Origin of the sequence: Maribacter sp. HS (assembly GCF_048059195.1) — a bacterium.
Lineage (GTDB): Bacteria > Bacteroidota > Bacteroidia > Flavobacteriales > Flavobacteriaceae > Maribacter > Maribacter dokdonensis.
The window spans coordinates 39347-63055 of sequence record NZ_JAYLVV010000007.1; the positions used below are offsets into that span (position 1 = coordinate 39347).

24 protein-coding genes are annotated in these 23709 nt (G+C 35.1%); 6 read left to right on the forward strand and 18 right to left on the reverse strand.

Features of this window, described 5'->3' with window-relative positions; all coding sequences use genetic code 11:
* Positions 1–41 precede the first annotated feature (41 nt).
* Positions 42–821, reverse strand: coding sequence for a zinc ribbon domain-containing protein (locus VBZ51_RS15990; RefSeq protein WP_058105943.1), 780 nt, complete (start codon positions 819–821; stop codon positions 42–44).
* Position 822: 1 nt separating this feature from the next.
* A complete protein-coding gene (locus VBZ51_RS15995; RefSeq protein WP_416577579.1) occupies positions 823–1917 on the reverse strand; it encodes a Nif3-like dinuclear metal center hexameric protein in 1095 nt (364 codons plus the stop codon).
* A gap of 50 nt (positions 1918–1967) precedes the next feature.
* On the opposite strand from VBZ51_RS15995, the gene lpxK reads away from it, so the two are divergent.
* The gene (gene lpxK, locus VBZ51_RS16000; RefSeq protein WP_416577580.1) at positions 1968–2969 is read left to right on the forward strand and encodes a tetraacyldisaccharide 4'-kinase; all 1002 of its coding nucleotides are present in this window, start codon (positions 1968–1970) and stop codon (positions 2967–2969) included.
* Here lpxK and VBZ51_RS16005 read toward each other — a convergent pair.
* The 9 genes from VBZ51_RS16005 to VBZ51_RS16045 all read right to left on the reverse strand — a co-directional run bounded on the left by VBZ51_RS16005 (position 2950) and on the right by VBZ51_RS16045 (position 11864).
* Positions 2950–5169 (reverse strand): hybrid sensor histidine kinase/response regulator, encoded by a 2220-nt coding sequence (locus tag VBZ51_RS16005; RefSeq protein WP_099192383.1) that lies wholly within the window; start codon positions 5167–5169, stop codon positions 2950–2952. The genes lpxK and VBZ51_RS16005 overlap by 20 nt on opposite strands.
* Entirely contained in the window at positions 5166–6176 is a 1011-nt protein-coding gene (gene gap, locus VBZ51_RS16010) for a type I glyceraldehyde-3-phosphate dehydrogenase (RefSeq protein ID WP_091602297.1), read from the reverse strand. The genes VBZ51_RS16005 and gap overlap by 4 nt, the downstream gene beginning before the upstream one ends.
* A gap of 100 nt (positions 6177–6276) precedes the next feature.
* Positions 6277–7152 carry a lipoyl synthase gene (gene lipA, locus VBZ51_RS16015; protein ID WP_058105947.1) on the reverse strand — a complete coding sequence of 292 codons (876 nt, stop codon included), beginning with the start codon at positions 7150–7152 and terminating at the stop codon, positions 6277–6279.
* 101 nt (positions 7153–7253) lie between these two features.
* Positions 7254–7814, reverse strand: coding sequence for an RNA polymerase sigma factor (locus tag VBZ51_RS16020; RefSeq protein ID WP_058105948.1), 561 nt, complete (start codon positions 7812–7814; stop codon positions 7254–7256).
* Positions 7815–7856: 42 nt separating this feature from the next.
* Positions 7857–8060, reverse strand: coding sequence for a hypothetical protein (locus tag VBZ51_RS16025; RefSeq protein ID WP_058105949.1), 204 nt, complete (start codon positions 8058–8060; stop codon positions 7857–7859).
* 74 nt (positions 8061–8134) lie between these two features.
* Positions 8135–8893 (reverse strand): anti-sigma factor, encoded by a 759-nt coding sequence (locus VBZ51_RS16030; protein ID WP_058105950.1) that lies wholly within the window; start codon positions 8891–8893, stop codon positions 8135–8137.
* The gene (locus VBZ51_RS16035) at positions 8890–9453 is read right to left on the reverse strand and encodes an RNA polymerase sigma factor (protein ID WP_416577581.1); all 564 of its coding nucleotides are present in this window, start codon (positions 9451–9453) and stop codon (positions 8890–8892) included. Before VBZ51_RS16035 ends, VBZ51_RS16030 begins: the two co-directional genes overlap by 4 nt.
* Before the next feature lie 204 nt (positions 9454–9657).
* Positions 9658–10674 carry a UDP-N-acetylmuramate dehydrogenase gene (murB, locus tag VBZ51_RS16040; RefSeq protein WP_416577582.1) on the reverse strand — a complete coding sequence of 339 codons (1017 nt, stop codon included), beginning with the start codon at positions 10672–10674 and terminating at the stop codon, positions 9658–9660.
* The gene (locus tag VBZ51_RS16045) at positions 10674–11864 is read right to left on the reverse strand and encodes a pyridoxal phosphate-dependent aminotransferase (RefSeq protein WP_416577583.1); all 1191 of its coding nucleotides are present in this window, start codon (positions 11862–11864) and stop codon (positions 10674–10676) included. Before VBZ51_RS16045 ends, murB begins: the two co-directional genes overlap by 1 nt.
* A gap of 146 nt (positions 11865–12010) precedes the next feature.
* On the opposite strand from VBZ51_RS16045, the gene VBZ51_RS16050 reads away from it, so the two are divergent.
* Positions 12011–13348: an aspartyl protease family protein gene (locus VBZ51_RS16050; RefSeq protein ID WP_416577584.1), complete on the forward strand. Its 1338-nt coding sequence runs from the start codon at positions 12011–12013 to the stop codon at positions 13346–13348.
* 54 nt (positions 13349–13402) lie between these two features.
* On the opposite strand, the gene VBZ51_RS16055 is transcribed toward VBZ51_RS16050, so the two are convergent.
* Positions 13403–13795, reverse strand: a complete 393-nt coding sequence (locus VBZ51_RS16055; RefSeq protein WP_082643031.1) for a DUF1573 domain-containing protein — start codon at positions 13793–13795, stop codon at positions 13403–13405.
* Positions 13796–13988: 193 nt separating this feature from the next.
* On the opposite strand from VBZ51_RS16055, the gene VBZ51_RS16060 reads away from it, so the two are divergent.
* The 4 genes from VBZ51_RS16060 (at position 13989) to VBZ51_RS16075 (ending at position 18782) form a co-directional block, all read left to right on the forward strand.
* Entirely contained in the window at positions 13989–16619 is a 2631-nt protein-coding gene (locus tag VBZ51_RS16060; RefSeq protein ID WP_416577585.1) for a valine--tRNA ligase, read from the forward strand.
* Between the two features lie 124 nt (positions 16620–16743).
* Positions 16744–17628 carry a dienelactone hydrolase family protein gene (locus VBZ51_RS16065; RefSeq protein ID WP_099192397.1) on the forward strand — a complete coding sequence of 295 codons (885 nt, stop codon included), beginning with the start codon at positions 16744–16746 and terminating at the stop codon, positions 17626–17628.
* A gap of 139 nt (positions 17629–17767) precedes the next feature.
* The gene (locus VBZ51_RS16070; protein ID WP_027067903.1) at positions 17768–17935 is read left to right on the forward strand and encodes a lmo0937 family membrane protein; all 168 of its coding nucleotides are present in this window, start codon (positions 17768–17770) and stop codon (positions 17933–17935) included.
* 82 nt (positions 17936–18017) lie between these two features.
* Complete coding sequence (locus tag VBZ51_RS16075) at positions 18018–18782, forward strand: creatininase family protein (RefSeq protein ID WP_215996171.1); 765 nt, start codon at positions 18018–18020, stop codon at positions 18780–18782.
* Here the strand turns inward: VBZ51_RS16075 and VBZ51_RS16080 are convergent.
* The 6 genes from VBZ51_RS16080 to ftsH form a co-directional block, all read right to left on the reverse strand.
* The gene (locus VBZ51_RS16080) at positions 18776–19249 is read right to left on the reverse strand and encodes a doxx family protein (protein WP_210706610.1); all 474 of its coding nucleotides are present in this window, start codon (positions 19247–19249) and stop codon (positions 18776–18778) included. The genes VBZ51_RS16075 and VBZ51_RS16080 overlap by 7 nt on opposite strands.
* A gap of 78 nt (positions 19250–19327) precedes the next feature.
* Positions 19328–19594 carry an acyl-CoA-binding protein gene (locus tag VBZ51_RS16085; RefSeq protein ID WP_058105958.1) on the reverse strand — a complete coding sequence of 89 codons (267 nt, stop codon included), beginning with the start codon at positions 19592–19594 and terminating at the stop codon, positions 19328–19330.
* Positions 19569–20252: a phosphatidylserine decarboxylase family protein gene (locus VBZ51_RS16090; protein ID WP_058105959.1), complete on the reverse strand. Its 684-nt coding sequence runs from the start codon at positions 20250–20252 to the stop codon at positions 19569–19571. The genes VBZ51_RS16085 and VBZ51_RS16090 overlap by 26 nt, the downstream gene beginning before the upstream one ends.
* A complete protein-coding gene (locus VBZ51_RS16095) occupies positions 20242–21045 on the reverse strand; it encodes a phosphatidate cytidylyltransferase (protein WP_058105960.1) in 804 nt (267 codons plus the stop codon). Before VBZ51_RS16095 ends, VBZ51_RS16090 begins: the two co-directional genes overlap by 11 nt.
* A 1-nt stretch (position 21046) precedes the next feature.
* Positions 21047–21658, reverse strand: a complete 612-nt coding sequence (locus VBZ51_RS16100; RefSeq protein ID WP_058105961.1) for an LUD domain-containing protein — start codon at positions 21656–21658, stop codon at positions 21047–21049.
* 41 nt (positions 21659–21699) lie between these two features.
* Positions 21700–23703 carry an ATP-dependent zinc metalloprotease FtsH gene (gene ftsH, locus VBZ51_RS16105; protein WP_348359825.1) on the reverse strand — a complete coding sequence of 668 codons (2004 nt, stop codon included), beginning with the start codon at positions 23701–23703 and terminating at the stop codon, positions 21700–21702.
* Positions 23704–23709 lie beyond the last annotated feature (6 nt).

Below are 23709 nucleotides of genomic sequence, written 5' to 3' on the forward strand. Positions count from 1 at the left end.
CTTTAGAAGATGGCTTTTCTTTTTTTATACAATGTGCGCTATTATAATTTAGCGAACATTTTTTGCATTTTTTCACTTTCTTCTTCAGCTAGAACTGGGTCAACTAAAATACGACCACTATGCTCATCTGTAATGATTTTTTTTCTTGAAGCAATTTCAACTTGTACCTGTGGTGGAATTGTAAAGAAAGACCCACCAGATGCACCTCTTTCAATTGGAACAACAGCTAAACCATTTTTAACGTTGTTACGGATACGGGCATATGCCTTAACCAAACGCTCTTCAATTTTATCTTGGAATTTGATAGACTCTTCCAACAACGCTTTTTCTTCTTTTTCCGTTTCGGCAAGAATAGCGTTTAATTCACCTTTCTTATGCTTTAAGTGTGCCTCACGCTCAGATAAACGTTCTTTGGTATCAGAGATAACAGCTTTCTTTTGCTCTATTTGAGCTTTGAATTCTTTAATGTTCTTTTCAGCTAATTGAATTTCCAATTCTTGGAATTCCAATTCTTTACTAATAGAATTGAACTCTCTACTATTACGAACATTTTTTTGTTGCTCGCCGTATTTTTTAATTAAAGCCTTTGCTTCTTCAATCAGGTTCTTCTTAGCGCCAATTTCAAAGTTTATATTCTCTAAATCGGTTTTAAGCTTATCCATTCTCGTTTTTAGGCCAAGGACTTCATCTTCCAAATCTTCTACTTCTAAAGGTAGTTCACCACGAACATTCCTTATTTCATCAACCCTAGAATCAATTAATTGCAGATCATATAATGCTCTTAACTTTGCTTCTACAGACGAATCTTCTTTTTTTGCCATATTAAAAATAATTGATGGGATTTGTTATACTTTCCGATAAATGGATTGCAAAATTAGGAATTTTTTTTGTAAGATAATCAACTAAAAGGTTTTTTGTAAACTGCTCAGTTTCAAAGTGTCCAATATCTGCCAAAATTATTTGATTTTCAGCCTCGTAAAATTGATGATATTTAAGGTCAGCAGTAACAAATACGTCTGCTTTGACAGCTTTTGCCGCTCCAATGGCAAAAGAGCCACTGCCACCTAAAACGGCTACTTTTTTAATGGGTTTGTTCAATAAATTGGAATGTCGCACCAATTTTGCGTTCATTTTGAGCTTAAGGTCATTTAGAAATTGCATTTCTGAAACCTCTTGGTCTAATTCGCCAATCATGCCCATACCAATATGTTGGTTGGTGTTTTCAATAGTTTGTATATCATAAGCTACTTCTTCGTAAGGGTGCGAGGTCAATAGCGCATTAATTATAACGGACTCCCGATCTTTACCAAACACGCATGTAAGCATTACTTCGTTCTCGGTATGTGTAGTTCCAATAGTACCAATGGTGGGGTTTGCACCTTCATTGGCTTTATAGGTGCCATTTCCTTCAACCGAAAAACTACAATTGGAATAGTTGCCAATGTTACCGGCACCTACCTTAAAAAGCGCATTTTTCACTTCTTCAATAGTATTTTTGGGTACGTACGTAGTTAATTTTTTTATCGTGTTCTTTTGGGGAAGTAGCACTTTTGTATTCGAAAGACCTAGTACCTCACATATTTTGGCATTGACTCCGTAACGGGCATTATCAAGTGCGGTATGGTTAGAATAAATGGAAATATCATTTTTGATAGCTTTAATGACTACACGTTCCACATAATTTTTACCGGTAATCTTTTTTAAGCCACCGAAAATGATAGGGTGAAAACTAACAATAAGGTTACAATTCTTGGCGATAGCTTCATCAACAACATTCTCTAAGGTGTCTAACGTAACCAATAGTCCGCTCACTTCATTTGATGCATTGCCCACCAATAAGCCAACGTTGTCAAAATCCTCGGCATAGGGTAGTGGGGCAAATTCTTCTAATATTCGGGTGATGTCTTTTACAGTCATTTTATGGAAAAATAAGATATTCAAAGATAAATTATTATAATTTCGTTCTAATGCAGCTAATACGAAAACTTCTTTTTCCCATTTCACTCCTATACGGATTGATTGTTTTTTTTAGAAATCGATTATACGACATGGGTGTTTTTTCATCTAAAACGTTTGCTGTAAAAACAATCTTTGTAGGTAATTTAAGCGTTGGCGGTACCGGTAAAACACCTATGATAGAATTACTGGTACGTGAACTAGGTGAAAGTTTTAGAGTTGCTATATTAAGTAGGGGGTATAAGAGAAAAACTAAGGGATTTTTACTTGCCGGTAATCATACCAGTGTAGAAGAGTTAGGTGATGAACCGTTTCAATTAAAAAAGAAATTTCCAAAAGTTGCCGTTGCAGTTGATGCAGATAGAAGAAATGGAATAAACCAATTAATGACAGATATTGATCCCGATGTTATTTTATTGGATGATGCTTTTCAGCACAGAAAGGTAAAACCTGGTTTTTCAATATTGCTAACGGCTTATGATAACTTGTATGTCAATGACTGGTATTTACCTACAGGCGATTTAAGGGATTTTAAAGGAGAGGCAAACCGGGCAGACATTATAGTAATAACCAAATGCCCTGCAGATTTATCCAATTCCGATAAATCAACAATACTTTTACAACTTGCTCCCAAACACTACCAAAAAGTATTTTTTAGTTATTTGGATTATAATAGAGATTTAAAGGGTGTTGAAATGCCACTTGAAAGCTTAAAAACTAAAAACGTAACTTTGGTAACGGGTATAGCCAACCCGACTCCTTTAGAGATGTTTTTGAAATCATCAGGTATTACATTTGAGCATTTGAAATTCAACGATCATCACTTTTTTACGGATGCTGAAATAGAGGATTTAAAAAAGAAGGAAACGATTCTTACTACTGAAAAGGATTACGTAAGGCTAAAGTCAAAAATTCCAAACCTACATTATATTGAAGTGAAACATGAGTTTCTGTACGATGGGAAAGAAGCTTTGAGGCAGGAATTACTGCAGTTTATGACAAAGAATTCTTAGGCTTTTTGTCAAAAATATTTTCACCTATTTTTTGGTAGAAAATCTCTGGCTTAAATGGTTTTGTAACAACATCATTACATCCGGCAGCATAAAAACTTTCTAAACTATCATCTAAAGAAATTGCGGTTAAGGCAATAATAGGAGTGTCTTGATTGAACTTTCTAATTTCTATGGTAGCTTCTTCACCACTAATACCTGGCATGTGTATATCCATTAAAATGGCATCATATACATTTTCTTTGGCAAGATCAACCGCTTCATGACCGTTATTGGCAATATCACTGGTCATATCTCTTTTGGTCAACATTTTTTTGGTAATGACCTGGTTGATTTTGTTATCCTCAACAATCAATAAATGAAGACCTTTAAAGTCATAGTCTTTAGGAGCAATTTCAAAAGCAACATCCTCGGCAAGATCATCAATACTCTTCATTTTAATCTCAAAGAAGAATGAGCTTCCTTCTCCTAAATTACTTTCTAGTTCAATTTGACTATTGAAAAGACCCAAAAGACTTTTTACAATGGTTAAGCCAAGTCCCGTTCCACCATATTCCCTGTTTATTTGAATGGACCCTTGCTCAAAACCTTCAAAAATACTTTTCTGTTTTTCTTTTGATATGCCTATTCCATTATCTTTCACTTCAAAGTAAATGGTGACATCATCTTGATCCTTGTTCAAAAGTTTAGAAATCACCCTAACTTCACCTCCCTTGGTGAATTTGATCGAATTACCGATCAGGTTCATGAATATCTGCGATAACTTTAATGGGTCACTAAGTAAATGGCTAGGTATTTTAGGGTCATACTCTAAAATAAGGTTGGTATTGTTAGATTTGGCACTTTGTCCTAGTGAATTAATTACTTCGTTAATTACCTTTTTTAGATTGAACTCCATATTCAAGGGTTCAAGCTTATTGGCGTCAATTTTATTGATATGTAAAATATCATTAATGAAATTAAGTAAGTAATCACCCGAAAATTTTAAAGCTTTTAAATGTTCTTTTTGGTGCTCTTCAGGGTTTTCTTCAAGTAGTAAATGGGTGAGACCTGTAACAGCATAAAGTGGAGTTCTTAATTCATGACTTACTGTTGAGAGAAAGTTGGTCTTAGCTTCCATAGCTTGTACTGCACCATCTCTTGCTATTTGTAGTTCTTTGTTTTTAGTCTGTAAAAGATCGTTGGTCTTTAATTTTATTTGATTGTTTCTATAAAGTGTAACAGCCAATAATGATATGATAATTAAAAAAGCAGATGTTAAAATAGCCGTTAGTTCAGATCTGTTCTGAGATTCCGTCAGTTCTTCAATTTTCTTTTCTTGACGGGCAATCTCTTCAGTTTTATAATTATCCCTTATTTTATCTGCAGTTTTTGCTTCTATTTTATTCTTTTCAACATTGAAAATGGAGTCCTTCAATTGAACTAAATTTTGACTGTTTACCAATGATTTTTGGTATAGTCCTAATTTTTCATAAACCGAGGTCAAGAGAATATTTGCATCTTTAATGTCTTCTAGAAAACCATTATGTTTGGCAACTTCCAAGGCATTTTCGCCATTTTTGGCAGCTTCAGAAAAATTTTCCTGAATTAGATTTAGTTCGGCAAGGGTAAGATATGCTTGACTTGTTAAATATTCTTTTTCAAACAAGTCTGTATTGACCAAAAGTGAATTCAAATTTTTAGAGGCACTATCGTATTTTTCAAGACTTAAATAAACCTTTGCTTCTGTCAACAATAGATTATTGTAAAAATTACGATCGTTATTTAGCTGCTTGGCCTCGTTTAGCATAAATAGGGATTGAAAGTTTCTATTACTTCTATGTAGTAATATAGCTTCAATATACTTGTGCATGCCATCACCGTATGGGTAAGAAATATCTTTTAATAATACGCTGGCACGATCCCAATAGAATTCTGTATCACCTTCTTTGTCAATTCTTAAATATAAAAGTGCCAGTTCATGAAGACTATCAATTAAACCTTTAATGTCTTCACGTTTTTCTGCTTCATTGGCAGCTGTGTTCAACGTTTCTAGGGCAAGGTCTATTTTGTCTTGATTTTTGAACTTTCGTGCTTGATCAAAATAAGGTTGAATATCTTTTTGGGAAATTGGGTCTTGGGAAAATACGACAGTAGTAGTCGCCAAAATTATAATGGGGACTAATAAAACTTTAATTACTTTATTTAAAAATAAAATTTTCAAATATACTTTTTAAAACTAATGAAGTTAATTAAATCTATAATTCTACTACTATAACCTGTTTCATTATCATACCAACCAATGATCTTAACCATTTTACCTATGACAGAGGTCATTAAAGAATCAAACGTACAAGAATAGCAACTATTGTTTATATCGATAGAAACTATTGGGTCGCTGGTATAGTGAACAATATTTTTAAACTGGTTTTTAGCCGCTTTTTCAAAAGTAGCGTTTATTTCATCAATGCTCGTTTCCCTTTTTACATTAAGGGTAATGTCTGTTAATGAGCCGTTTGGCACAGGTACTCTAATACCGCACCCGCCTATGGTATCCGCTAGTTCAGGGAATATTTTGGTCAATGCTTTTGCGGCACCTGTAGTTGTTGGCACTATAGATTGTGACGCTGCACGGGCCCTTCTTAAATCTCTGTGAGGTTGATCGTGCAAACTTTGATCGGTAGTGTAGGAATGTATGGTCGTAATATATGCTTGCTCTATACCACAAAGATCATTGATCACCTTGATCATTGGTGCAGCATTATTGGTGGTACAAGATGCGTTAGAAATAATATCATCTGTTGCTGTCAATGAATTTTCATTGATACCAAAAACAATCATTTTAATATCATCTTCGGTTGGCGGTACAGATAGAATTACTTTTTTAGCTCCGTTTTTAATATGGAAAGCAAGGGTTTCCCGATCCTTAAATTTACCAGTACATTCTACAACCAAATCAACTGCTGTTGATGACCAATTTATTTTTGATGGATGAGATTCGTTGTGTAAAATTATGCGACCATCATTGACGATAATATGATTTTCATCACATGAAATATTAAGCGCCGAGGTACCATGAATACTATCATATTTTAGTAAATGTGAAAGTGTTCTGGCATCTGCCAAATCATTTATTGCTACAACATTTAAGTTAGGATGTTCTTGCAAAAGGCGAAATAGGGTTCTACCTATTCTTCCGAAACCATTAATGCCAATATTTAATTTCTGCATTGGTTATCGTAAATTTTTATACTTGTGAAATCAGAAGTTTAATGGAAACCATGGGTTAACAAATAAACTTTGAAAATCTAGGAGCGGTTTAAAAAATAAATTAAAGAATGTGTTTATGTGCTTTGTAAGATGATCTTACCAAAGCGCCACTTTCTACATGTCTAAAGCCCATTTCTAGACCTATATCCTCATATTTTTTAAACTGTTCAGGGGTAATAAATTCTTTTACAGGAAGATGTTTTTTAGAGGGTTGTAGATATTGCCCAATAGTTACAACATCAACGTCTGCCTTTCGTAAATCTGCCAAAGTTGTTATAACTTCATCTTCATGCTCGCCTAAACCTAGCATAATACCAGACTTGGTTCTGTTAATACCTTGTTTTTTTAGATAATTAAGAGCTTCAAGACTACGTTCGTATTTTGCTTGTATACGTACTTCCCTGGTCAGCCTTTTAACGGTCTCCATATTGTGCGATACCACCTCAGGGGCAACAGCAACAATTCTATCCAAATGCTTTTCTATTCCTTGAAAATCAGGAATTAAAGTTTCTAAAGTAGTTGTAGGGTTCATTCTTCTTATGGCCTTAACGGTCTCTGCCCAAATAATAGAGCCCATATCTTTAAGGTCATCTCTGTCTACAGAGGTAATTACAGCATGTTTGATTCCCATTATTTTAATGGACCTAGCTACTTTTTCCGGTTCTGCCCAATCTACGTTTTCAGGTCTACCTGTCTTAACACCGCAAAAGCCACATGATCTTGTACAAACATTACCTAAAATCATAAAGGTAGCCGTACCTTCTCCCCAGCATTCCCCCATATTAGGGCAACTACCACTGGTGCAAATGGTATGAAGATCATACTTATCAACTAAGCCTCTAAGCTGGGTATATTTTTTACCGGTAGGTAATTTAACCCGTAGCCATTTTGGTTTGCCTTTTGGTGGAGCAACATTTTCTTTTACAACTGTTGACATGCGATAATTTTAATACAAATATACGAACTATAAAAATGAGGATAAAGTAGAATTGTATTCTACACAAATGAAGGTGAAAAAATTACGTAATAACCAATATGTTATTTTTTTCTTGCTTCAATAATTTCTGAAAGTAGCTTTTTTGCCCTTAGTAACTTAACCTTTACACTATTAATAGGTTCATTTAATTGAGTTGCTATATCGGCATAGCTCAACTCATTAAAATATCTTAAGTTGATTACCGCTTGATAATGAGGTTTCAATTTTTTGATATCCCTTAGTAAATCGGCCAAATTCTGTTCTTGAATAAGTTGATCTTCCATAGAAGGGGTGGCATCTAAAGCTGAAGTTATGGCCTCGGTGTTGCTATGGGAGTCTAACAAACTCTTTTTTCGCTTTCTCACCAGATCAATATGTATATTCTTTGAAATGGTTATCAACCATGTCTTAAAAACATAAGCATCATTATAGGTGTGAATTTTATCGAACGCTTTTGAGAAGGTCTGTATGGTAATGTCTTCAGAGTCGTTCTCATTTTCGGTACGTTTTAGTTGAAATCCATACACATCGTTCCAAAACATATCCAATAAACGGCTGAACGCAATTTGATTGCCTTGTTTAGCTTTAAGAATTGTTTCTTCTAATTTGTCTGTGTTATTCAAATACCGATATTGTAAACTCCTTGTTTTAAGAAGTAAGTGTACTTATTCTGAGATTAAATCTTTTTTACAATCTTGTTCATCTGGCATTTTGCCACACATACCACAAGCTTGCCCATCTTGATTTAGAAACGGACTTTGGCTGGCACATGTACCTGCAAACTTACCATCTTTTTTAGACCATATTTTAATAGCTATTCCTGCAAAAGCCAATGCTAATAACCCAATGGTCAATAATACTAGTTTCATATGCTGAATTTTATACAAAGATAAAAAATAAAGCCCCAAATATGGGGCTTTAAGAATACTTTATGTGAGTTGATCTAGTAAGCTATGTTGGCAACTATATTTTCTACGGTCGGTGCTTGGTTGTTACCTTTTTGTTCTATGGTAATGTAACCAACGGCATTTTCCGCGTATGGCAGTGCAAGCAACTTTTGTTGGTCTCCTGCTTCCTCTATAATACCCAGATTGATCATTTTGCCATTAACCTCTGCCCACATTTGAAAACACTGGCTTTCTGGAATATTAGGCAATTTGCTAACATTAATATAGGATAGTTTTTTAACAGGATTAATGTATGCCACGGCTTTAAGCTCCTTTGCTTTTTGGTTGCCTTTTACGTTATACTTTTTTGTCTGTGGATTGTTAAGAACAATAAATTGGTTGCGCACGTCTTCCAATTGTTCTTTCATATTCTCCTCTAGCAATTTTATTTTATTGCTAACAACACTGTTCTCTTCTTGTAAACTCTGGTTCTGATTCCAGAAGAAAGTTGAAATGCCAATAAATAGTATAGCGGTAATACTAGCTGCAATAGCATAGCTGTAAAATCTTTTTCTGCCTTTACGTTCAGCTTTAATTCTTGCGTTGATTTTATCCTTAAGTCCTTGTGGGGCTTCAATGGCGTGTAACTTAGCAAAAATTTCAAGGTTTTCCTGTAGCTCTGCATAGGTTTCCCTAACTTCAGGGTACATGGCAATGTAGCGCTCCACTTGTAAGCTTTCTAACTCTGTAGTGGTTCCTAAAAGATATTTTTCCAACAAATCTGAATCGAGGAAAATTTTTATTTTGTCTTTCATAATACAATATTTAATATCATGGCTATTAAGGCAGGACCATAGATTTTGCCTAATTCGCGCAATCCTATCTTTAATCTAGATTTAATGGTTCCCAATGGTATATCCAACTCATCACTTGCTTCTTGTTGGGTCATGCCTTGAAAGAAAAGAGCTTCTAGTACAATTTGATATTTTTCTTCAATTTTGTCTAGATGTTCTTTTACATCCATTAATTCTGGTCTTGTGCTTTCAACACCTAAAGTATATACGTCTGAAACATCTATTTGGATTTCTTTATCACTTTTTGTGTTTACACTTCTTAATTTATCGATTGCAGTGTTACGTGTAATTCTAAAAAGCCAAGTAAAAAGTTTTGCTTTTTTAGGGTCGTAAGAATCTGCTTTCTTCCAAATTTTCACAAACGATTCTTGAACCACGTCTTGTGCAAGTTCTGGATCCCGTACTACTTTATTGGCAACACCCAATAGGGTATCAGCATAGTTATCGTACAAAAGGGAAATCGCTTTTTCGTTTCGCTCTTGTAATAATTCAACAATATGATTTTCTAATAGAGTGCTCATAATTTAAAAAGATGTACATATTTTTTTATAATGGACATCCAAATGCTAAGATTGAACCGTATATGCTTAAACGCTAAATTATAAAATTGATTGTTAAAGTGGCGTTTTCTAAAAATATATATTGAATAAGTGGTCAGCTGGTAACTGCCCACTTTGTTTTTGGTTGGTTTGGTTTGGTAATAACCCCTGTAAATTTTACAGGGGTTATTTTATTAGATTGACCTCTGGACTAATTTCAATTTCGAATTTTCTTTTGACCTCTTTAATAATTTTTGCTGCAAGATCTAGAATGTCTTTACCGGTAGCACTATCATAATTGACCAGTACCAACGCTTGATTTTTATGTACGCCGGCATCGCCAAAACGTTTTCCTTTAAAGCCACATTGTTCTATTAACCAACCTGCAGGAATTTTATAATAGTCCTCTGATACTTTGTAAAAAGGTGCCTCTGGATATGTTGTGCTGAACCGGGTGAAAATTTCTTTTGTGACAATCGGATTTTTAAAAAAACTACCACTATTTCCTAATTCTTTTGGGTCTGGCAACTTACTTTGGCGAATTGCTATTACGGCATTGGAAATATCTTTTATTGTAGGATTTGAAATAGACTCCTTAAGCAATTGATTTTCTATAGCACCGTAATCAGAATTAATATTATGGTTCTTTTTTGTAAAGGAGAAAGTTACCGATGTAATTACGTACTTGTCTTTTCCTTCATTTTTAAAGAACGAATCTCTATAGCCAAATTGACATTCCTCCTTAGAAAGAGTTACCAATTGTTGATCTTCTATTCTGACAGCTTCACAACTTACAAAACAATCTTTTAATTCTACCCCATAGGCACCAATGTTCTGGATAGGAGCCGTACCGGTATTACCAGGTATTAAAGACATATTTTCCAATCCGCCAAAATCATGGTCAATTGCCCACATTACCATATTGTGCCAATTTTCTCCGGCCATTACTTTGACGATCACATTATTGTCATCTTGTGAAACTATCTGCTTGCCCTTTAAATTAACGTGTATAAAAAGAGCATCAATATAGTCTGTAAGCAACATGTTACTACCACCACCAATAAGAATTTTTCTTGGATACGCGTTATTCTCTAAAATATCCTGTAATTCTTCAATAGTGGTTACTTCCACAAAGTATCTAGCCGTGGCATCAATACCAAAAGTATTGTAGTTCTTTAAAGAAAAGTGGTCATAAATGATCATTAACCCTTGTAATTTTTAAGTGCTTCGCTTAAAATGTGTACTGCGCGTTTTAGACTTTCTTTATCCAGAACGTAAGCAATTCTAATTTGTTTTTTACCCAGACCTTCTGTAGCGTAAAATCCAGCTGCAGGTGCTACCATGACAGTTTCGTTATTTAAGCTAAAGTCTTCTAATAGCCATTGCGCAAAATGGTCGGCATCTTCAATAGGCAATTCGGCAATACAATAAAACGCACCTTGAGGTTTGGCAATCTTAATGCCTTCTATTTTTTCAAGTTCAGTAATAAGAAGATTTCTTCGGGCAACGTATTCTTCTTTAACTTCGGCAAAATAACTATCAGGAGTGTCCAAAGCTGCCTCGCTAGCAATTTGTGCGTAGGTTGGTGGTGATAATCGCGCTTGTGCAAATTTGAGAGCCGTTGCAATAAAGTCTTTGTTTTTAGAAACTAAATAACCAATTCTAGCTCCGCACATACTATATCTTTTTGAAACGGAATCAATGACAATGGCGTGTTCTTCTAAGTCTTTTTCCTTTAAAATTGAAGTGTGTGTCTTGTTGTCATATGTAAACTCTCGGTATACTTCATCGGCAACCAAGAATATATTATGCTTTTTAACCAGTGTAGCTAATTTTTGTATTTCTTCTTTGCTATATAGATATCCCGTAGGGTTACCTGGGTTGCAAATTAAAATAGCCTTGGTTCTTGAGGTAATCAATTTCTCGAATTCCTCGATTGGAGGAAGGGCGAAATTATCTTCAAGCTTAGAAACGACGGGAACCACAGTTACGCCACAGGCAGTTGCAAAGCCATTGTAATTTGCATAAAAAGGTTCTGGAATTATAATTTCATCGTCAGTATCTGCAATGGTATTCATGGCAAAGGACAAAGCTTCAGACCCACCAGTGGTCACTATAATTTCATTGGCATTTACAGGAATATCATTTTTAATGTAATACTGGGCAATTTTGCTTCTAAATTCGTCAGAACCTTCGGTACGGCTATATTCCAAGACATTAATGTTGTTGTTCTTTACGGCATCTAATGCTTGTTGAGGAGTCTTTATGTCCGGTTGTCCAATATTTAAATGAATGACTTTAATCCCTTTCTTTTTAGCCCCTTCTGCGAAAGGAACTAGTTTTCTAATGGGTGATTGGGGCATGGTAAGCCCTTTGTTTGAGACAGATGGCATATAATTATATTTTACGCAAAAGTGATAAATGATAATGGTACTTACAATTAAATTGTATTTTATTTAAACTTCTATGTGCTGTTAAATATAGCGATCGTATTAAAAATTTACGTATCTTAAAAAGACTTAACTAATTCATATAGATTATGTTACGTAGATATATTCTTTTTTTAATTCTCTTTGCTGGTTTTGCGGGTTTATCTGTAAATGCACAAACATACCAACTGCCAAAGGCCAAGAAGTTTCAAAAGGTAAAATTTCAGCTCATTAATAATCTTATTATTATTCCTGTAGAGGTAAACGGAACTGAATTGTCTTTTGTGTTAGATTCTGGTGTGGGCACGCCCATACTGTTCAATTTGGCGGATCAGGATTCCATTCAGTTAAATAATGTTACGGAGATAACCATTAACGGTTTGGGGGAAGGTGATCCCATTAACGCATTAAAGTCTACCAATAATAGGGTGGAACTGGGTGGTGTAAAGAACCTTTATCAAAATATTTATGTAGTGATGGATGCTGGAATTAATTTTTCTCCAAGTCTGGGTATTCCTGTGCATGGTATTATTGGGTATGATTTATTTAGGGATTTTGTTGTGGATGTCAATTATGTCAAAAAGACCATTAAGTTTTATGATCCAGCGCTTTATACATATAAAACGTCTAAGCATACTAGGGTAGTGGACATGTCGGTAATTAGAAGAAAAGCATATTTAGATGCTCATGTGATGATCAATAAAACCGATGAAATTCCTGTTAAGTTATTGTTGGATACGGGTAGTAGTGATGCGGTTTGGTTGTTTGAAGATGAGAGAATTCAACTTCCAAAAAAACACTATCAGGATTTTCTTGGCAAAGGTTTGGCAGGAGATATTTTTGGAAAGAGAACCAAAATAAATCATTTAAAGATTTCTGATTTTATTTTGAGCGATGCCAAGGCAGCATTTCCTGATATGGAAACATTTAATACTATTGCTGATTTTGGTGGTAGAAATGGCAGTCTTGGCGGGGAGATTATAAAGCGCTTTCATGTGGTGTTTGATTATGCTAATGAAAAGCTCATACTAACCAAGAATTCAAACTTTGGTAAACTATTTCAGTATAATATAAGTGGTATTGATCTTCAACATGCCGGTATGCGGTATGTTTCAGAAAGAATTACCGATGCTAACGGTGTTGTCCATAGTAATGCAAAATCTTATGGAGATGTTCAAATTTTGCTTCAAGGAGCTACTAGGTTGAGTTTGGTGCCAGAGATAATTGTATCGGGAATTCGTCAAGGGAGTCCGGCACATTCAGCAGGCTTGCGTGAGGGTGATGTAATTTTGGCTGTAAATGGTAAGCGTATTCATAGATACAAATTACAAGAGATCATGCACATGCTTAATGTAAAAAAAGATAAAAGGATAAAGGTTTTGGTAGAGCGTTATGACAATGATTTGTTGTTCAGCTTTGAGTTAAAACCCCTTTTTGATGATCAATAAGACAAAAAAAAGCCCAACTGAAAAGTTGGGCTTTTAATTTTACAACAGTAATTTTTATTTGGTACCGGTAGAAGCTTTTACTTCTCCTTTGATCTTTAAAACTTTTGTTGGCGTATCTGCATTAGATATTACCGTAATCGCTTTACGAATAGGTCCAACTCTGTTAGTATCATACTTAACTTGAATTTCACCTGTTTTACCTGGTAAAATTGGGTCTTCCGGTTTTTTTGGAATTGTACATCCACAGCTAGAACTTACTTTACTTACAATAAGCGGAGCAGTACCGGTGTTGGTAAATTCAAAAACTCTAACTCCGTCAGAACCTTTTGCTATTTCACCATAATCAACCGTTTCTGACTTAAACTCTATTTTGGCCGCAGTGTCTTGAGCGGTCAAGCTAAATCCTAGTAAGCCTACAAATAATACAAGTACTATTTTTTTCATCATTTTTAATTTTGGGTGGATTTCAAAATTAAATCTTTTCAGATCAACCTCAAAATCCTTTTGTTATACTCTAACGTTACTTATTTTTGTTTCGTATTTAATTTTAGGTAAAATTTAGCTGAAATGACCGTTAGAATGTCAGTTCGGCTTTATTTTTAATAACCACATATTTATTTATTCAAAAACTGTTCCAAATATGGAAATTCCTTCAAAATATAATCCGCAGTCCACAGAATCTCAATGGTATGAGTATTGGATGAAAAACGGATATTTTCATTCGGTTCCCGATGATAGGGAACCTTATAGTATTGTAATACCACCACCAAACGTAACCGGTATTCTTCATATGGGGCATATGCTGAACAATACTATACAAGATGTATTGATCAGAAGAGCTCGTTTATTAGGTAAAAATGCATGCTGGGTACCTGGTACGGATCACGCATCTATTGCTACAGAGGCAAAAGTGGTGGCTAAACTAAAAGAGCAAGGTATCAATAAAAATGACCTTACAAGGGAAGAGTTTTTGAAACATGCTTGGGACTGGACACACCAGTATGGGGGTATCATACTAGAGCAGTTAAAGAAATTGGGCTGTTCTTGTGATTGGGACCGTACAGCGTTTACTATGGACCAAGAAAGATATGATAGTGTTATAAAAGTGTTCATAGACCTTTATAATAAAGGGTTGATTTATCGCGGTTATCGTATGGTAAATTGGGATCCAGAGGCGCAAACAACATTGTCTGATGAAGAAGTGGTGTATGAAGAAAAACAAGGTTTGTTGTACTATTTGTCATATGCCATAGAAAATTCAGATGAAAAAGTGACCATTGCTACCACAAGACCAGAGACTATTTTGGGTGATACTGCTATATGTATTAACCCTAACGATGAGCGCTTTACCTATTTAAAAGGTAAAAACGTTATTGTTCCTATTTGTAATAGGGTAATACCTATTATAGAAGACGAGTACGTTGATGTAGAGTTCGGTACCGGTTGTTTAAAGGTGACACCTGCGCATGACATAAATGACAAAGCGCTAGGCGAAAAGCATAACTTGGAGACTATAGATATCTTTAATGATGATGCCACTTTAAATAGCTTTGGTATGCATTACGAGGGTAAAGATCGTTTTGTAGTTAGAAAAGAAATCTCAAAAGAATTGGAGGAAAAGGGTATTTTGGTAAAAACCGAAACCCATATCAATAAAGTAGGTACTTCAGAAAGAACCAAAGCTGTCATTGAACCTAAACTGTCTGATCAGTGGTTTTTAAAAATGGAAGATTTGGCAAAACCCGCTTTAGAAGCAGTGTTGGAAAGTGGAGATGTAAAACTGCATCCAAAGAAATTTGAAAATACATATCGCCATTGGATGGAGAACGTTCGTGATTGGAACATCTCTAGACAATTGTGGTGGGGACAACAGATACCGGCGTTCTATTTTGGTGACGGTCAAGAAGATTTTGTGGTTGCCGCTAATTTAAATGAGGCCTTAGAACTGGCAAAGGAGAAATCTGGTAATTCAGATTTGCAGGAAAGTGATTTAAGGCAAGATGCCGATGTGCTAGATACTTGGTTTTCATCTTGGTTGTGGCCAATGAGTGTATTTGGAGGCATTATGGATCCGGATAATGAAGAGGTGAATTATTACTATCCTACCAACGATTTGGTTACGGGTCCGGATATTCTATTCTTTTGGGTAGCTAGAATGATAGTTGCCGGGTATGAGTTTAGAGGTAAGAAACCTTTTGAGAATGTTTATTTCACAGGTTTGGTAAGGGATAAGCAACGTCGCAAGATGTCTAAATCTTTGGGGAACTCGCCAGATGCATTAAAATTAATTGAAGATTATGGAGCGGATGGCGTACGTGTTGGTTTATTGTTAAGTTCGGCGGCAGGTAACGATTTAATGTTCGATGAAGATCTGTGTCAGCAAGGAAAAAACTTTGCCAATAAAATTTGGAACGGTTTCCGATTGGTTAAAGGTTGGGAGGTTGCAGATATACCACAGCCCGAAGCATCAAAACTTGGTTTAGAGTGGTACGAGTCTAAATTGAACAAGACCTTGGTAGAGATAGAGGATCACTTTAGCAAGTTCCGTATTTCCGATGCTTTAATGTCAATTTATAAATTGGTTTGGGATGATTATAGTTCTTCTTTATTGGAGATTATTAAACCTGCATACCAACAACCTATTGATAAAATTACTTTTGATAAGGTAATTCAGCTATTTGAGCAGAACTTGAAATTGTTACATCCGTTCATGCCATTTTTGACCGAGGAGGTGTGGCAGCATATTTCAAAAAGGAGCGAGAGCGAAGCATTGGTGATTGCAAAGTGGCCAACAATAGGTAAAATAGATGAACAATTATTGGAAGAGTTCGATTTTGCCGCTGAGGTTATTGCCGGGATTAGAACTATAAGAAAGAACAAGAATATTCCTATGAAAGAAGCATTGGAATTATCTGTTTTGAATACTGAAAAGGTGACTGATCGTTTTGATGTTGTTATATCAAAACTTACCAATGTTTCTGATATTGCTTATACAGAAGAGCAGTTAGAAGGTGCATTGACATTTAGGGTAAAGAGTAACGAATACTTTGTACCTATGGAAGGTGCTATAGATATTGAGGCTGAAATTGTGAAGATTAATGAAGAGTTGAAATATACCAAAGGATTCTTACAGTCTGTTCAGAAGAAATTATCTAATGAGCGTTTTGTCAATAATGCCCCCGAAAAGGTAATAGCAATTGAGCGTCAAAAATTAGCTGATGCCGAGGCTAAAATTGAAACTTTAGAAAAGAGTTTAGCAAGTTTAGGCTAATATTCTTTAATAAATAACAAAGCCTCATTCCTATTTTTTGGGAGTGAGGCTTTTTCTATTGTTAAAATCATGGACGCACTCAAGTGCTTTTTGTAATTTTAAATAGAACCAAAAAGCTTTGAAAATGAAATCATTAAGAAAAGAGGATATTAAACAAGAAGTGTTCGACCTTTACGATGCCTATGCGCATAATAAATTAGAACGGCGAGACTTTGTGCAAAAACTATCAATGTATGCAGTAGGTGGTATTACTGTACCTTCGTTAATGAGTTTTTTAATGCCAGATTACGAAACTACGTTATTGGTCGATAAAAACAATCCTGATCTTGATTCTGGTTTTATTACCTATGATTCGCCAAAAGGCGGTGGAGAGATTAAGGCATTACTATCAAAACCAAAATCAGCTGACGTAAAGTTACCGGGTATAGTGGTGGTACATGAAAATAGAGGTTTGAATCCGTATATTGAGGATACGGCAAGAAGAGCTGCTCTAGCAGGTTTTATCACGATTGCCCCAGATGCTTTGAGTCCGTTAGGTGGTTATCCGGGAAATGATGATGAAGGTAGGGAAATGCAACGGAAAAGAGACAGAAATGAAATGCTTGAGGATTTTATTGCAGCATTTAATTATTTAAAGAATCATGAAGGGTGTACAGGTAAGATAGGGGTTGTAGGTTTTTGTTTCGGTGGATGGATCTCTAATATGATGGCAGTGAAAGTGCCGGAATTGGCAGCTGCTGTTCCATTTTATGGTGGTCAACCTACGGAAGGAATAGAAGATATAAACGCTCCTTTATTACTGCAATACGCAGGTTTGGACGAACGCGTAAATGCCGGATGGCCTGAATATGAAAAAAAGCTTAATGAGCTGGGTAAAGATAATACAGCCTATTTCTATCCGAATGTTAATCATGGTTTTCATAATACGTCAACTCCAAGATATGACGAACCGGCAGCAGAACTGGCATGGTCGCGAACCATTGATTTTTTTAAGGAAAATTTAATGTAAGTGGTTGGTTTTAAATGTTTATAGAGAAGTGCGTTGATGGTATGGCTCTGATTTAGAGCTAGTAATCAATTGGTTTGAGTTAAGGGTGCAGGAGTAATCCCTTTAAATTTACCATATAAACAATCTAAAAACACACATTATGAGAAGTCTATTATGGTTAGTAGCAGTTATTTGTATAATTATATGGTTATTAGGAATGCTAGGAATTGTTCCTGGACTTGCAACCGGTAGTTTAGTACATATTTTATTGGTGATTGCAGTTATTGTAATCTTATACAACATTATATCTGGTAAAAAAGTCCTGTAAGTACATAACATTAAGTAAATAATATACGGACCCTTGAATTTATTCAAGGGTTTTTTTATGCGTATATAGTATCTTTAATGCTATGATACGACCATATATACTAGCAGAAACAAACTGGAATCATTTAAAGGATGAAAATATAGAACTGGCGGTATTACCGTGGGGTGCAACAGAAGCACATAATTATCATCTGCCATATGGCACAGATAACTACCAAGCTGAAAATATGGTTGAAGCAGCGGGTAAGATCGCATGGGAAAAGGGTAAAAAAGTAATTATTTTGCCCACCATACCTTACGGTGTCAATACAGGGCAAAAGGATATTTATTTAGATATGAATTTAAATCCGTCTACCCAACTGGCAATATTGAAAGACTTGGTAACCGTGTTAGATAGACAGGGAATTAGAAAACTATTATTATTTAATGGGCATGGTGGTAATAACTTTAAACCAATTGTTAGGGAGCTGGGTTTAATGTTTCCAAAGATGTTCATCAGCTTCTGCTTTTTTCCACCAATGTTAGATAAATCTAAATATTTCAAGGAAAAAGGTGATCATGCAGATGAGATGGAGACTAGCCTAATGCTTTATTTAAGACCAGAACTGGTATTGGCGAAAGAATCATGGGGTAGTGGTAGTGCTAAAAAATTTAAGATCAAAGCTTATAATGAGGGTTGGGCTTGGGCAGAACGCCAATGGTCTAAAGTTAGTAGTGACACAGGGATAGGTAATCCAGAGTATGCAACTGCTGAAAAAGGGCAACGTTTTTTTAATGATGTATGTGAAAAATTAGAAGATCTTATCTGTTCTCTTTGTGATGCGGATTTAGAAGATTTATATCATTGATTTTTAATGGCAATCAATTGTTCTGACGATGGTTCCGTACTGGCAGTTTTTTCAAGATTGTTGTTTAAATCTATTTTTAAGGATAAAAGGGCACTCAAAATGATTATATTCTTAACTATATATTGCCCTGCCAAGGTAAAAACCAATTCACCTTTGCCAAAAATTTCTTCTGGTAATAAAAATAAAGGAGTAAACGTAAAAAGTATGTGAACTATAGCTATACTGATAAAAATCCTGGGTTTCCAGTTTGCAATGAGAAAGACGCCTATTAAGGTTTCAACAACTGCTAATACAATTAAGCTTAAGGAGGAAGGCAAAATTCCAAAAGTCAAAATTCCGATTGTATTGGTGGCTAAATCTTCGGCCGGACTTAGATTGGGTATAAATTTTATAAAGCCAAAAAATAGATAAACAAGTCCTATGGAGATTCTGAGAATGTTGAGTTTTAATTTTTCTAGTTGTTTCATTTGGCACGGGTCATATGTTTAAATAAATTTTAAACTCTACTGCAACAACTATAAATTTAAATTAAATTTTACAAAAGGTCATTGTCCTGCCTTCAATTCTTTCGTAGCCAATTCAATATAAGCTTGCATAGCCTTTTTTTTGCTCATATTCTTGGCTTGAAAAAGGGCGTTTGCCTTAAATGCATTTATCAAGGGAGTTTTACTGCCTGGGTTTTCAAAATTAGCATTCGCTATTTTGTAATAGGCATAAAGTTTTAAAAGAACATCTGCAGGTATAGGTTCAGTATAGTTATTTACCAAATCAACCGTCTTCTCAAATTCAGTATGTAAGTTCGTCTTTTTCATTTGGGTCAATAAAAGTAGCAATACACGTGCCGGCGCCTTTAACTTTTTGGTTAAGTTTTACATTAATTTGGCAGTCTAGTGGTAAAAACAAATCTACTCTTGAGCCAAACTTGATAAAACCGGCATCGTCACCTTGCTGCACACTTTCACCTTCTTCAGCATAATTTACAATTCGTCTGGCCAATGCACCCGCAATTTGTCGGTAAAGAATTTCTCCGAATTTGGGTGTTTTAATGACTACCGTTGTTCTTTCGTTTTCTTCGCTTGATTTTGGGTGCCATGCTACTAGGTACTTACCTGGGTGATATTTTGAGAAAGTAATACTACCGCTTGCAGGGTATCTGGTAACATGTACGTTAACGGGAGACATGAAGATAGATACTTGTCTTCTCTTATCCTTAAAATATTCTTTCTCTTCTACTTCTTCAATAACTACAACCTTGCCATCTACAGGAGACAAAATTTCATTAAAATCTTTTTTGGCCAGTCTTTTAGGGTTTCTAAAAAACTGTAGTATGATTATCAAGATAATTAAGCCAAGTATTTGTACCGTTAGCTTCAGCCATGCTATATCAATAAAGAAATGGGCCAATAGTATACTAACCCCAACAAGTAAAAAAGAAAACAATATTATTTTTTGTCCCTCTCTATGAAACATAACTAAAAATATTTAAAGTTAAATATGCAAACGGTGCTGCAAAAACCAAACTATCCAAACGATCAAGCATACCACCATGACCTGGTAATATGGCTCCACTATCCTTAACGCCAGCTGTTCGTTTGAATTTAGATTCTATTAAATCTCCTAAACTACCCGCAACAACTATAACAGTAGCAAGTATCATCCATTGAATAGGACTAATTAGCTCCTCAAAAGTTGCCATAAGATAAGCTGCTGCCAGTGCAAATATAAAACCTCCTAAAGTACCTTCAATAGTTTTTTTAGGAGAAACTGATGGAAAAAGTTTAGTACGCCCAATACTTTTGCCAACTAAATATGCAAATGAATCATTTACCCATATCAATATAAAAATGCCCATGATCAATAATTTGGCAAATGCATCATTTTTATAAGGTATCATAGTAAGAAAAATACATCCTCCACCAATGTAAAACAATCCTACTATAAATTTTAATGGAGTGTTGAGTACTAAAGGTTTTTTTGTAAAAAGGTTGATCAATAGAAATATATCTACTACTATAGTAATTAGCATAAGTATATTAATAACCTGCTGGTCTTTTACCAAATATATAAATGCCCACCAAAGCGCTAAGTATGCTGCAAATATGTGATATCCTTTAAGACGAACCAATTTTTTATACTCGTAAAGACATGCTAGTCCAAAGGTCATAAATAGAAAATCGAACGCATCGGAGCTTAAAAATACTGCTGACAGCAATAAAATGATATATACAGCCCCAGTTAATGACCTTCGTAAAATTTCTTTCATACTATAAATCTTCCAGTAGTAAAAGATAAAGATTTTTAGTACTACTACCATACGTTAGAAAATCATCTGAATTTTCTGCGGTAGCTTTAAAGTGTTTTAAAGTGGTTATGTTGGCCGGTATTTTTTGGCCATACTTCTTTTTTATGGTCTTAAGACCTTCTCCAATAGATTCTACCAATTGACTTGTAGTCGCAAAAACAACTACGTTACTTGGTAGTTCATTAACCTTTTTTTCCAGTAATTGGTTAGAGCAAACTAAAATACTACCATTTTGCGCAATTAAATGTTCGCAGGTAGTAAAGAATACTTCGCTTTGTCTAGCATTGTCGGTAAAGGTAATAGGTTCTTTAGAAAATTTTTGGGCTAGCCTTTCATTGAGAACAAAGAAAGGCTCATTCTCCCAATTATTTTCAGTAACTATGTTCTGTATGGCTCGTGAAACCTCATTGTCAGAATCGCAATAGATAAATTTACCTCCATTCTGTTTAAAATGAATAGTAAATTTTTCATCAACAGGTATATTTAAATCGGGCATATGGTCACCACGCGTTTCTGCTGTTTCTTTCGAAACTTTCTTCTTGCCGCCACCAAATAAAATATCTAAAAACCCCATTTATACTATTGAACTAATTGCTTATCTAAAGTACTGCAATTTTACTTATTTTCAGTAATTTCTTTCTGCTCTGTAGAATTATTATCCTCTTCTTCTTTAAGTTTCTTTTCGTTTTCTAACGCTAAAATATCTTTTTCAAAATTTCGCTTACCAAAGATTTTTTCCAAATCTTCCTTAAAGATAACCTCTTTCTCCAACAATCGTTCTGCTAAAGTGGTTAGTTTATCTTTATTGTCCGTTAAAACTTTAATGGCACGTTGATACTGTTCTTCAATAATTTTTGAAATTTCGGCATCTATTTTACGAGCGGTGTCTTCGCTGTATGGTTTTGAGAATCCATAAGAATCTTGACCTGATGAATCATAATAAGTAATGTTTCCTATTTCATCATTAAGTCCGTAAATAGTAACCATTGCCCTAGCTTGTTTGGTTACTTTCTCCAGGTCACTCAAAGCGCCTGTGGAAATTTTGTTGAAAATCACCTTTTCAGCAGCTCTACCGCCCATAGTTGCACACATTTCATCAAGCATTTGTTCAGGCCTAACGATCAAGCGCTCTTCAGGTAAATACCAAGCTGCTCCTAAAGATTGTCCTCTTGGTACAATAGTAACTTTTACCAACGGTGCAGCGTGTTCTAGCATCCAACTTGTGGTTGCGTGACCAGCTTCGTGGTAAGCAATGGTTTCTTTTTCACCAGGTGTTATAATCTTATTTTTCTTTTCAAGGCCACCAACAATTCTATCTACAGCGTCTAGGAAATCTTGTTTGGTTACCGCTTTCTTTTCATTACGAGCAGCTATTAAAGCAGCTTCATTACATACATTGGCGATATCAGCACCTGAGAAACCAGGTGTTTGTCTTGCCAAGAAATCTAAATCTAAAGTCTCGGCAGTTTTAATAGGTCTTAAATGAACTTCAAAAATTTCCTTACGCTCACGAATATCCGGTAGGTCAACATAAATCTGTCTATCAAATCTACCGGCACGCATTAATGCTTTATCCAAAACATCTGCACGGTTGGTAGCAGCAAGTACTATTACATTGGTGTTAGTGCCAAAACCATCCATTTCGGTCAATAACTGGTTCAATGTATTTTCACGTTCATCATTAGATCCCGTGAAGTTATTTTTTCCTCTGGCTCTACCTATAGCATCAATTTCATCAATAAATATAATTGCTGGAGATTTGTCTTTAGCTTGCTTAAACAGGTCACGTACTCTAGATGCACCTACACCTACGAACATTTCAACGAAATCTGAACCGGATAAAGAGAAGAAAGGTACCTTAGCTTCACCTGCAACGGCTTTGGCCAAAAGTGTTTTACCTGTTCCTGGAGGTCCTACAAGTAATGCACCTTTTGGTATTTTACCACCTAATGATGTATACTTATCCGGATTTCTTAAGAATTCTACAATCTCTTCAACTTCTTCTTTTGCACCTTCTAAACCGGCAACGTCTTTAAAAGAAGTTCTTGTATCTGTCTTTTCGTCAAACAACTTCGCTTTAGATTTTCCGATATTGAAGATCTGTCCACCGGCACCGCCTCCGCCTCCGCCAGACATTCTACGCATTAGATAGATCCAAATACCAATAATCAATACAAATGGTAATAAGGATAAAAGGAAATCTAAAATGGCTGTAGATTCTTTTCCAAATTCAATAATGGTATCTAAGTTGTTCTCTTTTTTGATTTCAGTTATTTCATTTTGAAATATTTGAAGATCACCATAGTCTAATGTATACTGAGGTACATTGCCAGATGATGGAAGAAAAGACTTCTCGTTTACATCTTTATGTACTTCTTTTGCGATAGCCTCATCGGTTAAAAAAACCTTAGCTTGATTGGTATTGGTGATGATCAATATCTTTTTTACATCACCATTTCTCAAATACTGCTGTAATTCTGAAGTAGTCGTTTTTTGTGTGCTAGCTAGGTCATCACTATTGAACAGTTGAAATCCAATAAGTAATACTGCTACCAATCCGTAAATCCACCAAGAACTAAATTTTGGTTTTTTCGGATTTGTTTTGTTTTCTTTTGCCATTTTAAT

Excerpts from the sequence above, each read along its gene's own strand:
- VBZ51_RS16065 (WP_099192397.1), top strand. The coding sequence starts at position 16,744 with ATGAAATCATTAAGAAAAGAGGATATTAAACAAGAAGTGTTCGACCTT.
- VBZ51_RS16070 (WP_027067903.1), top strand. The coding sequence starts at position 17,768 with ATGAGAAGTCTATTATGGTTAGTAGCAGTTATTTGTATAATTATATGG.
- VBZ51_RS16045 (WP_416577583.1), bottom strand. The coding sequence starts at position 11,864 with ATGCCATCTGTCTCAAACAAAGGGCTTACCATGCCCCAATCACCCATT.
- VBZ51_RS16050 (WP_416577584.1), top strand. The coding sequence starts at position 12,011 with ATGTTACGTAGATATATTCTTTTTTTAATTCTCTTTGCTGGTTTTGCG.
- VBZ51_RS15990 (WP_058105943.1), bottom strand. The coding sequence starts at position 821 with ATGGCAAAAAAAGAAGATTCGTCTGTAGAAGCAAAGTTAAGAGCATTA.
- VBZ51_RS16030 (WP_058105950.1), bottom strand. The coding sequence starts at position 8,893 with ATGAAAGACAAAATAAAAATTTTCCTCGATTCAGATTTGTTGGAAAAA.
- VBZ51_RS16080 (WP_210706610.1), bottom strand. The coding sequence starts at position 19,249 with ATGAAACAACTAGAAAAATTAAAACTCAACATTCTCAGAATCTCCATA.
- lipA (WP_058105947.1), bottom strand. The coding sequence starts at position 7,152 with ATGTCAACAGTTGTAAAAGAAAATGTTGCTCCACCAAAAGGCAAACCA.
- VBZ51_RS16090 (WP_058105959.1), bottom strand. The coding sequence starts at position 20,252 with ATGTTTCATAGAGAGGGACAAAAAATAATATTGTTTTCTTTTTTACTT.
- VBZ51_RS16035 (WP_416577581.1), bottom strand. The coding sequence starts at position 9,453 with ATGAGCACTCTATTAGAAAATCATATTGTTGAATTATTACAAGAGCGA.
- VBZ51_RS16025 (WP_058105949.1), bottom strand. The coding sequence starts at position 8,060 with ATGAAACTAGTATTATTGACCATTGGGTTATTAGCATTGGCTTTTGCA.
- VBZ51_RS16100 (WP_058105961.1), bottom strand. The coding sequence starts at position 21,658 with ATGGGGTTTTTAGATATTTTATTTGGTGGCGGCAAGAAGAAAGTTTCG.
- ftsH (WP_348359825.1), bottom strand. The coding sequence starts at position 23,703 with ATGGCAAAAGAAAACAAAACAAATCCGAAAAAACCAAAATTTAGTTCT.
- VBZ51_RS16095 (WP_058105960.1), bottom strand. The coding sequence starts at position 21,045 with ATGAAAGAAATTTTACGAAGGTCATTAACTGGGGCTGTATATATCATT.
- VBZ51_RS16055 (WP_082643031.1), bottom strand. The coding sequence starts at position 13,795 with ATGATGAAAAAAATAGTACTTGTATTATTTGTAGGCTTACTAGGATTT.
- gap (WP_091602297.1), bottom strand. The coding sequence starts at position 6,176 with ATGCAGAAATTAAATATTGGCATTAATGGTTTCGGAAGAATAGGTAGA.
- VBZ51_RS16085 (WP_058105958.1), bottom strand. The coding sequence starts at position 19,594 with ATGAAAAAGACGAACTTACATACTGAATTTGAGAAGACGGTTGATTTG.
- lpxK (WP_416577580.1), top strand. The coding sequence starts at position 1,968 with ATGCAGCTAATACGAAAACTTCTTTTTCCCATTTCACTCCTATACGGA.
- VBZ51_RS16075 (WP_215996171.1), top strand. The coding sequence starts at position 18,018 with ATGATACGACCATATATACTAGCAGAAACAAACTGGAATCATTTAAAG.
- murB (WP_416577582.1), bottom strand. The coding sequence starts at position 10,674 with ATGATCATTTATGACCACTTTTCTTTAAAGAACTACAATACTTTTGGT.
- VBZ51_RS15995 (WP_416577579.1), bottom strand. The coding sequence starts at position 1,917 with ATGACTGTAAAAGACATCACCCGAATATTAGAAGAATTTGCCCCACTA.
- VBZ51_RS16060 (WP_416577585.1), top strand. The coding sequence starts at position 13,989 with ATGGAAATTCCTTCAAAATATAATCCGCAGTCCACAGAATCTCAATGG.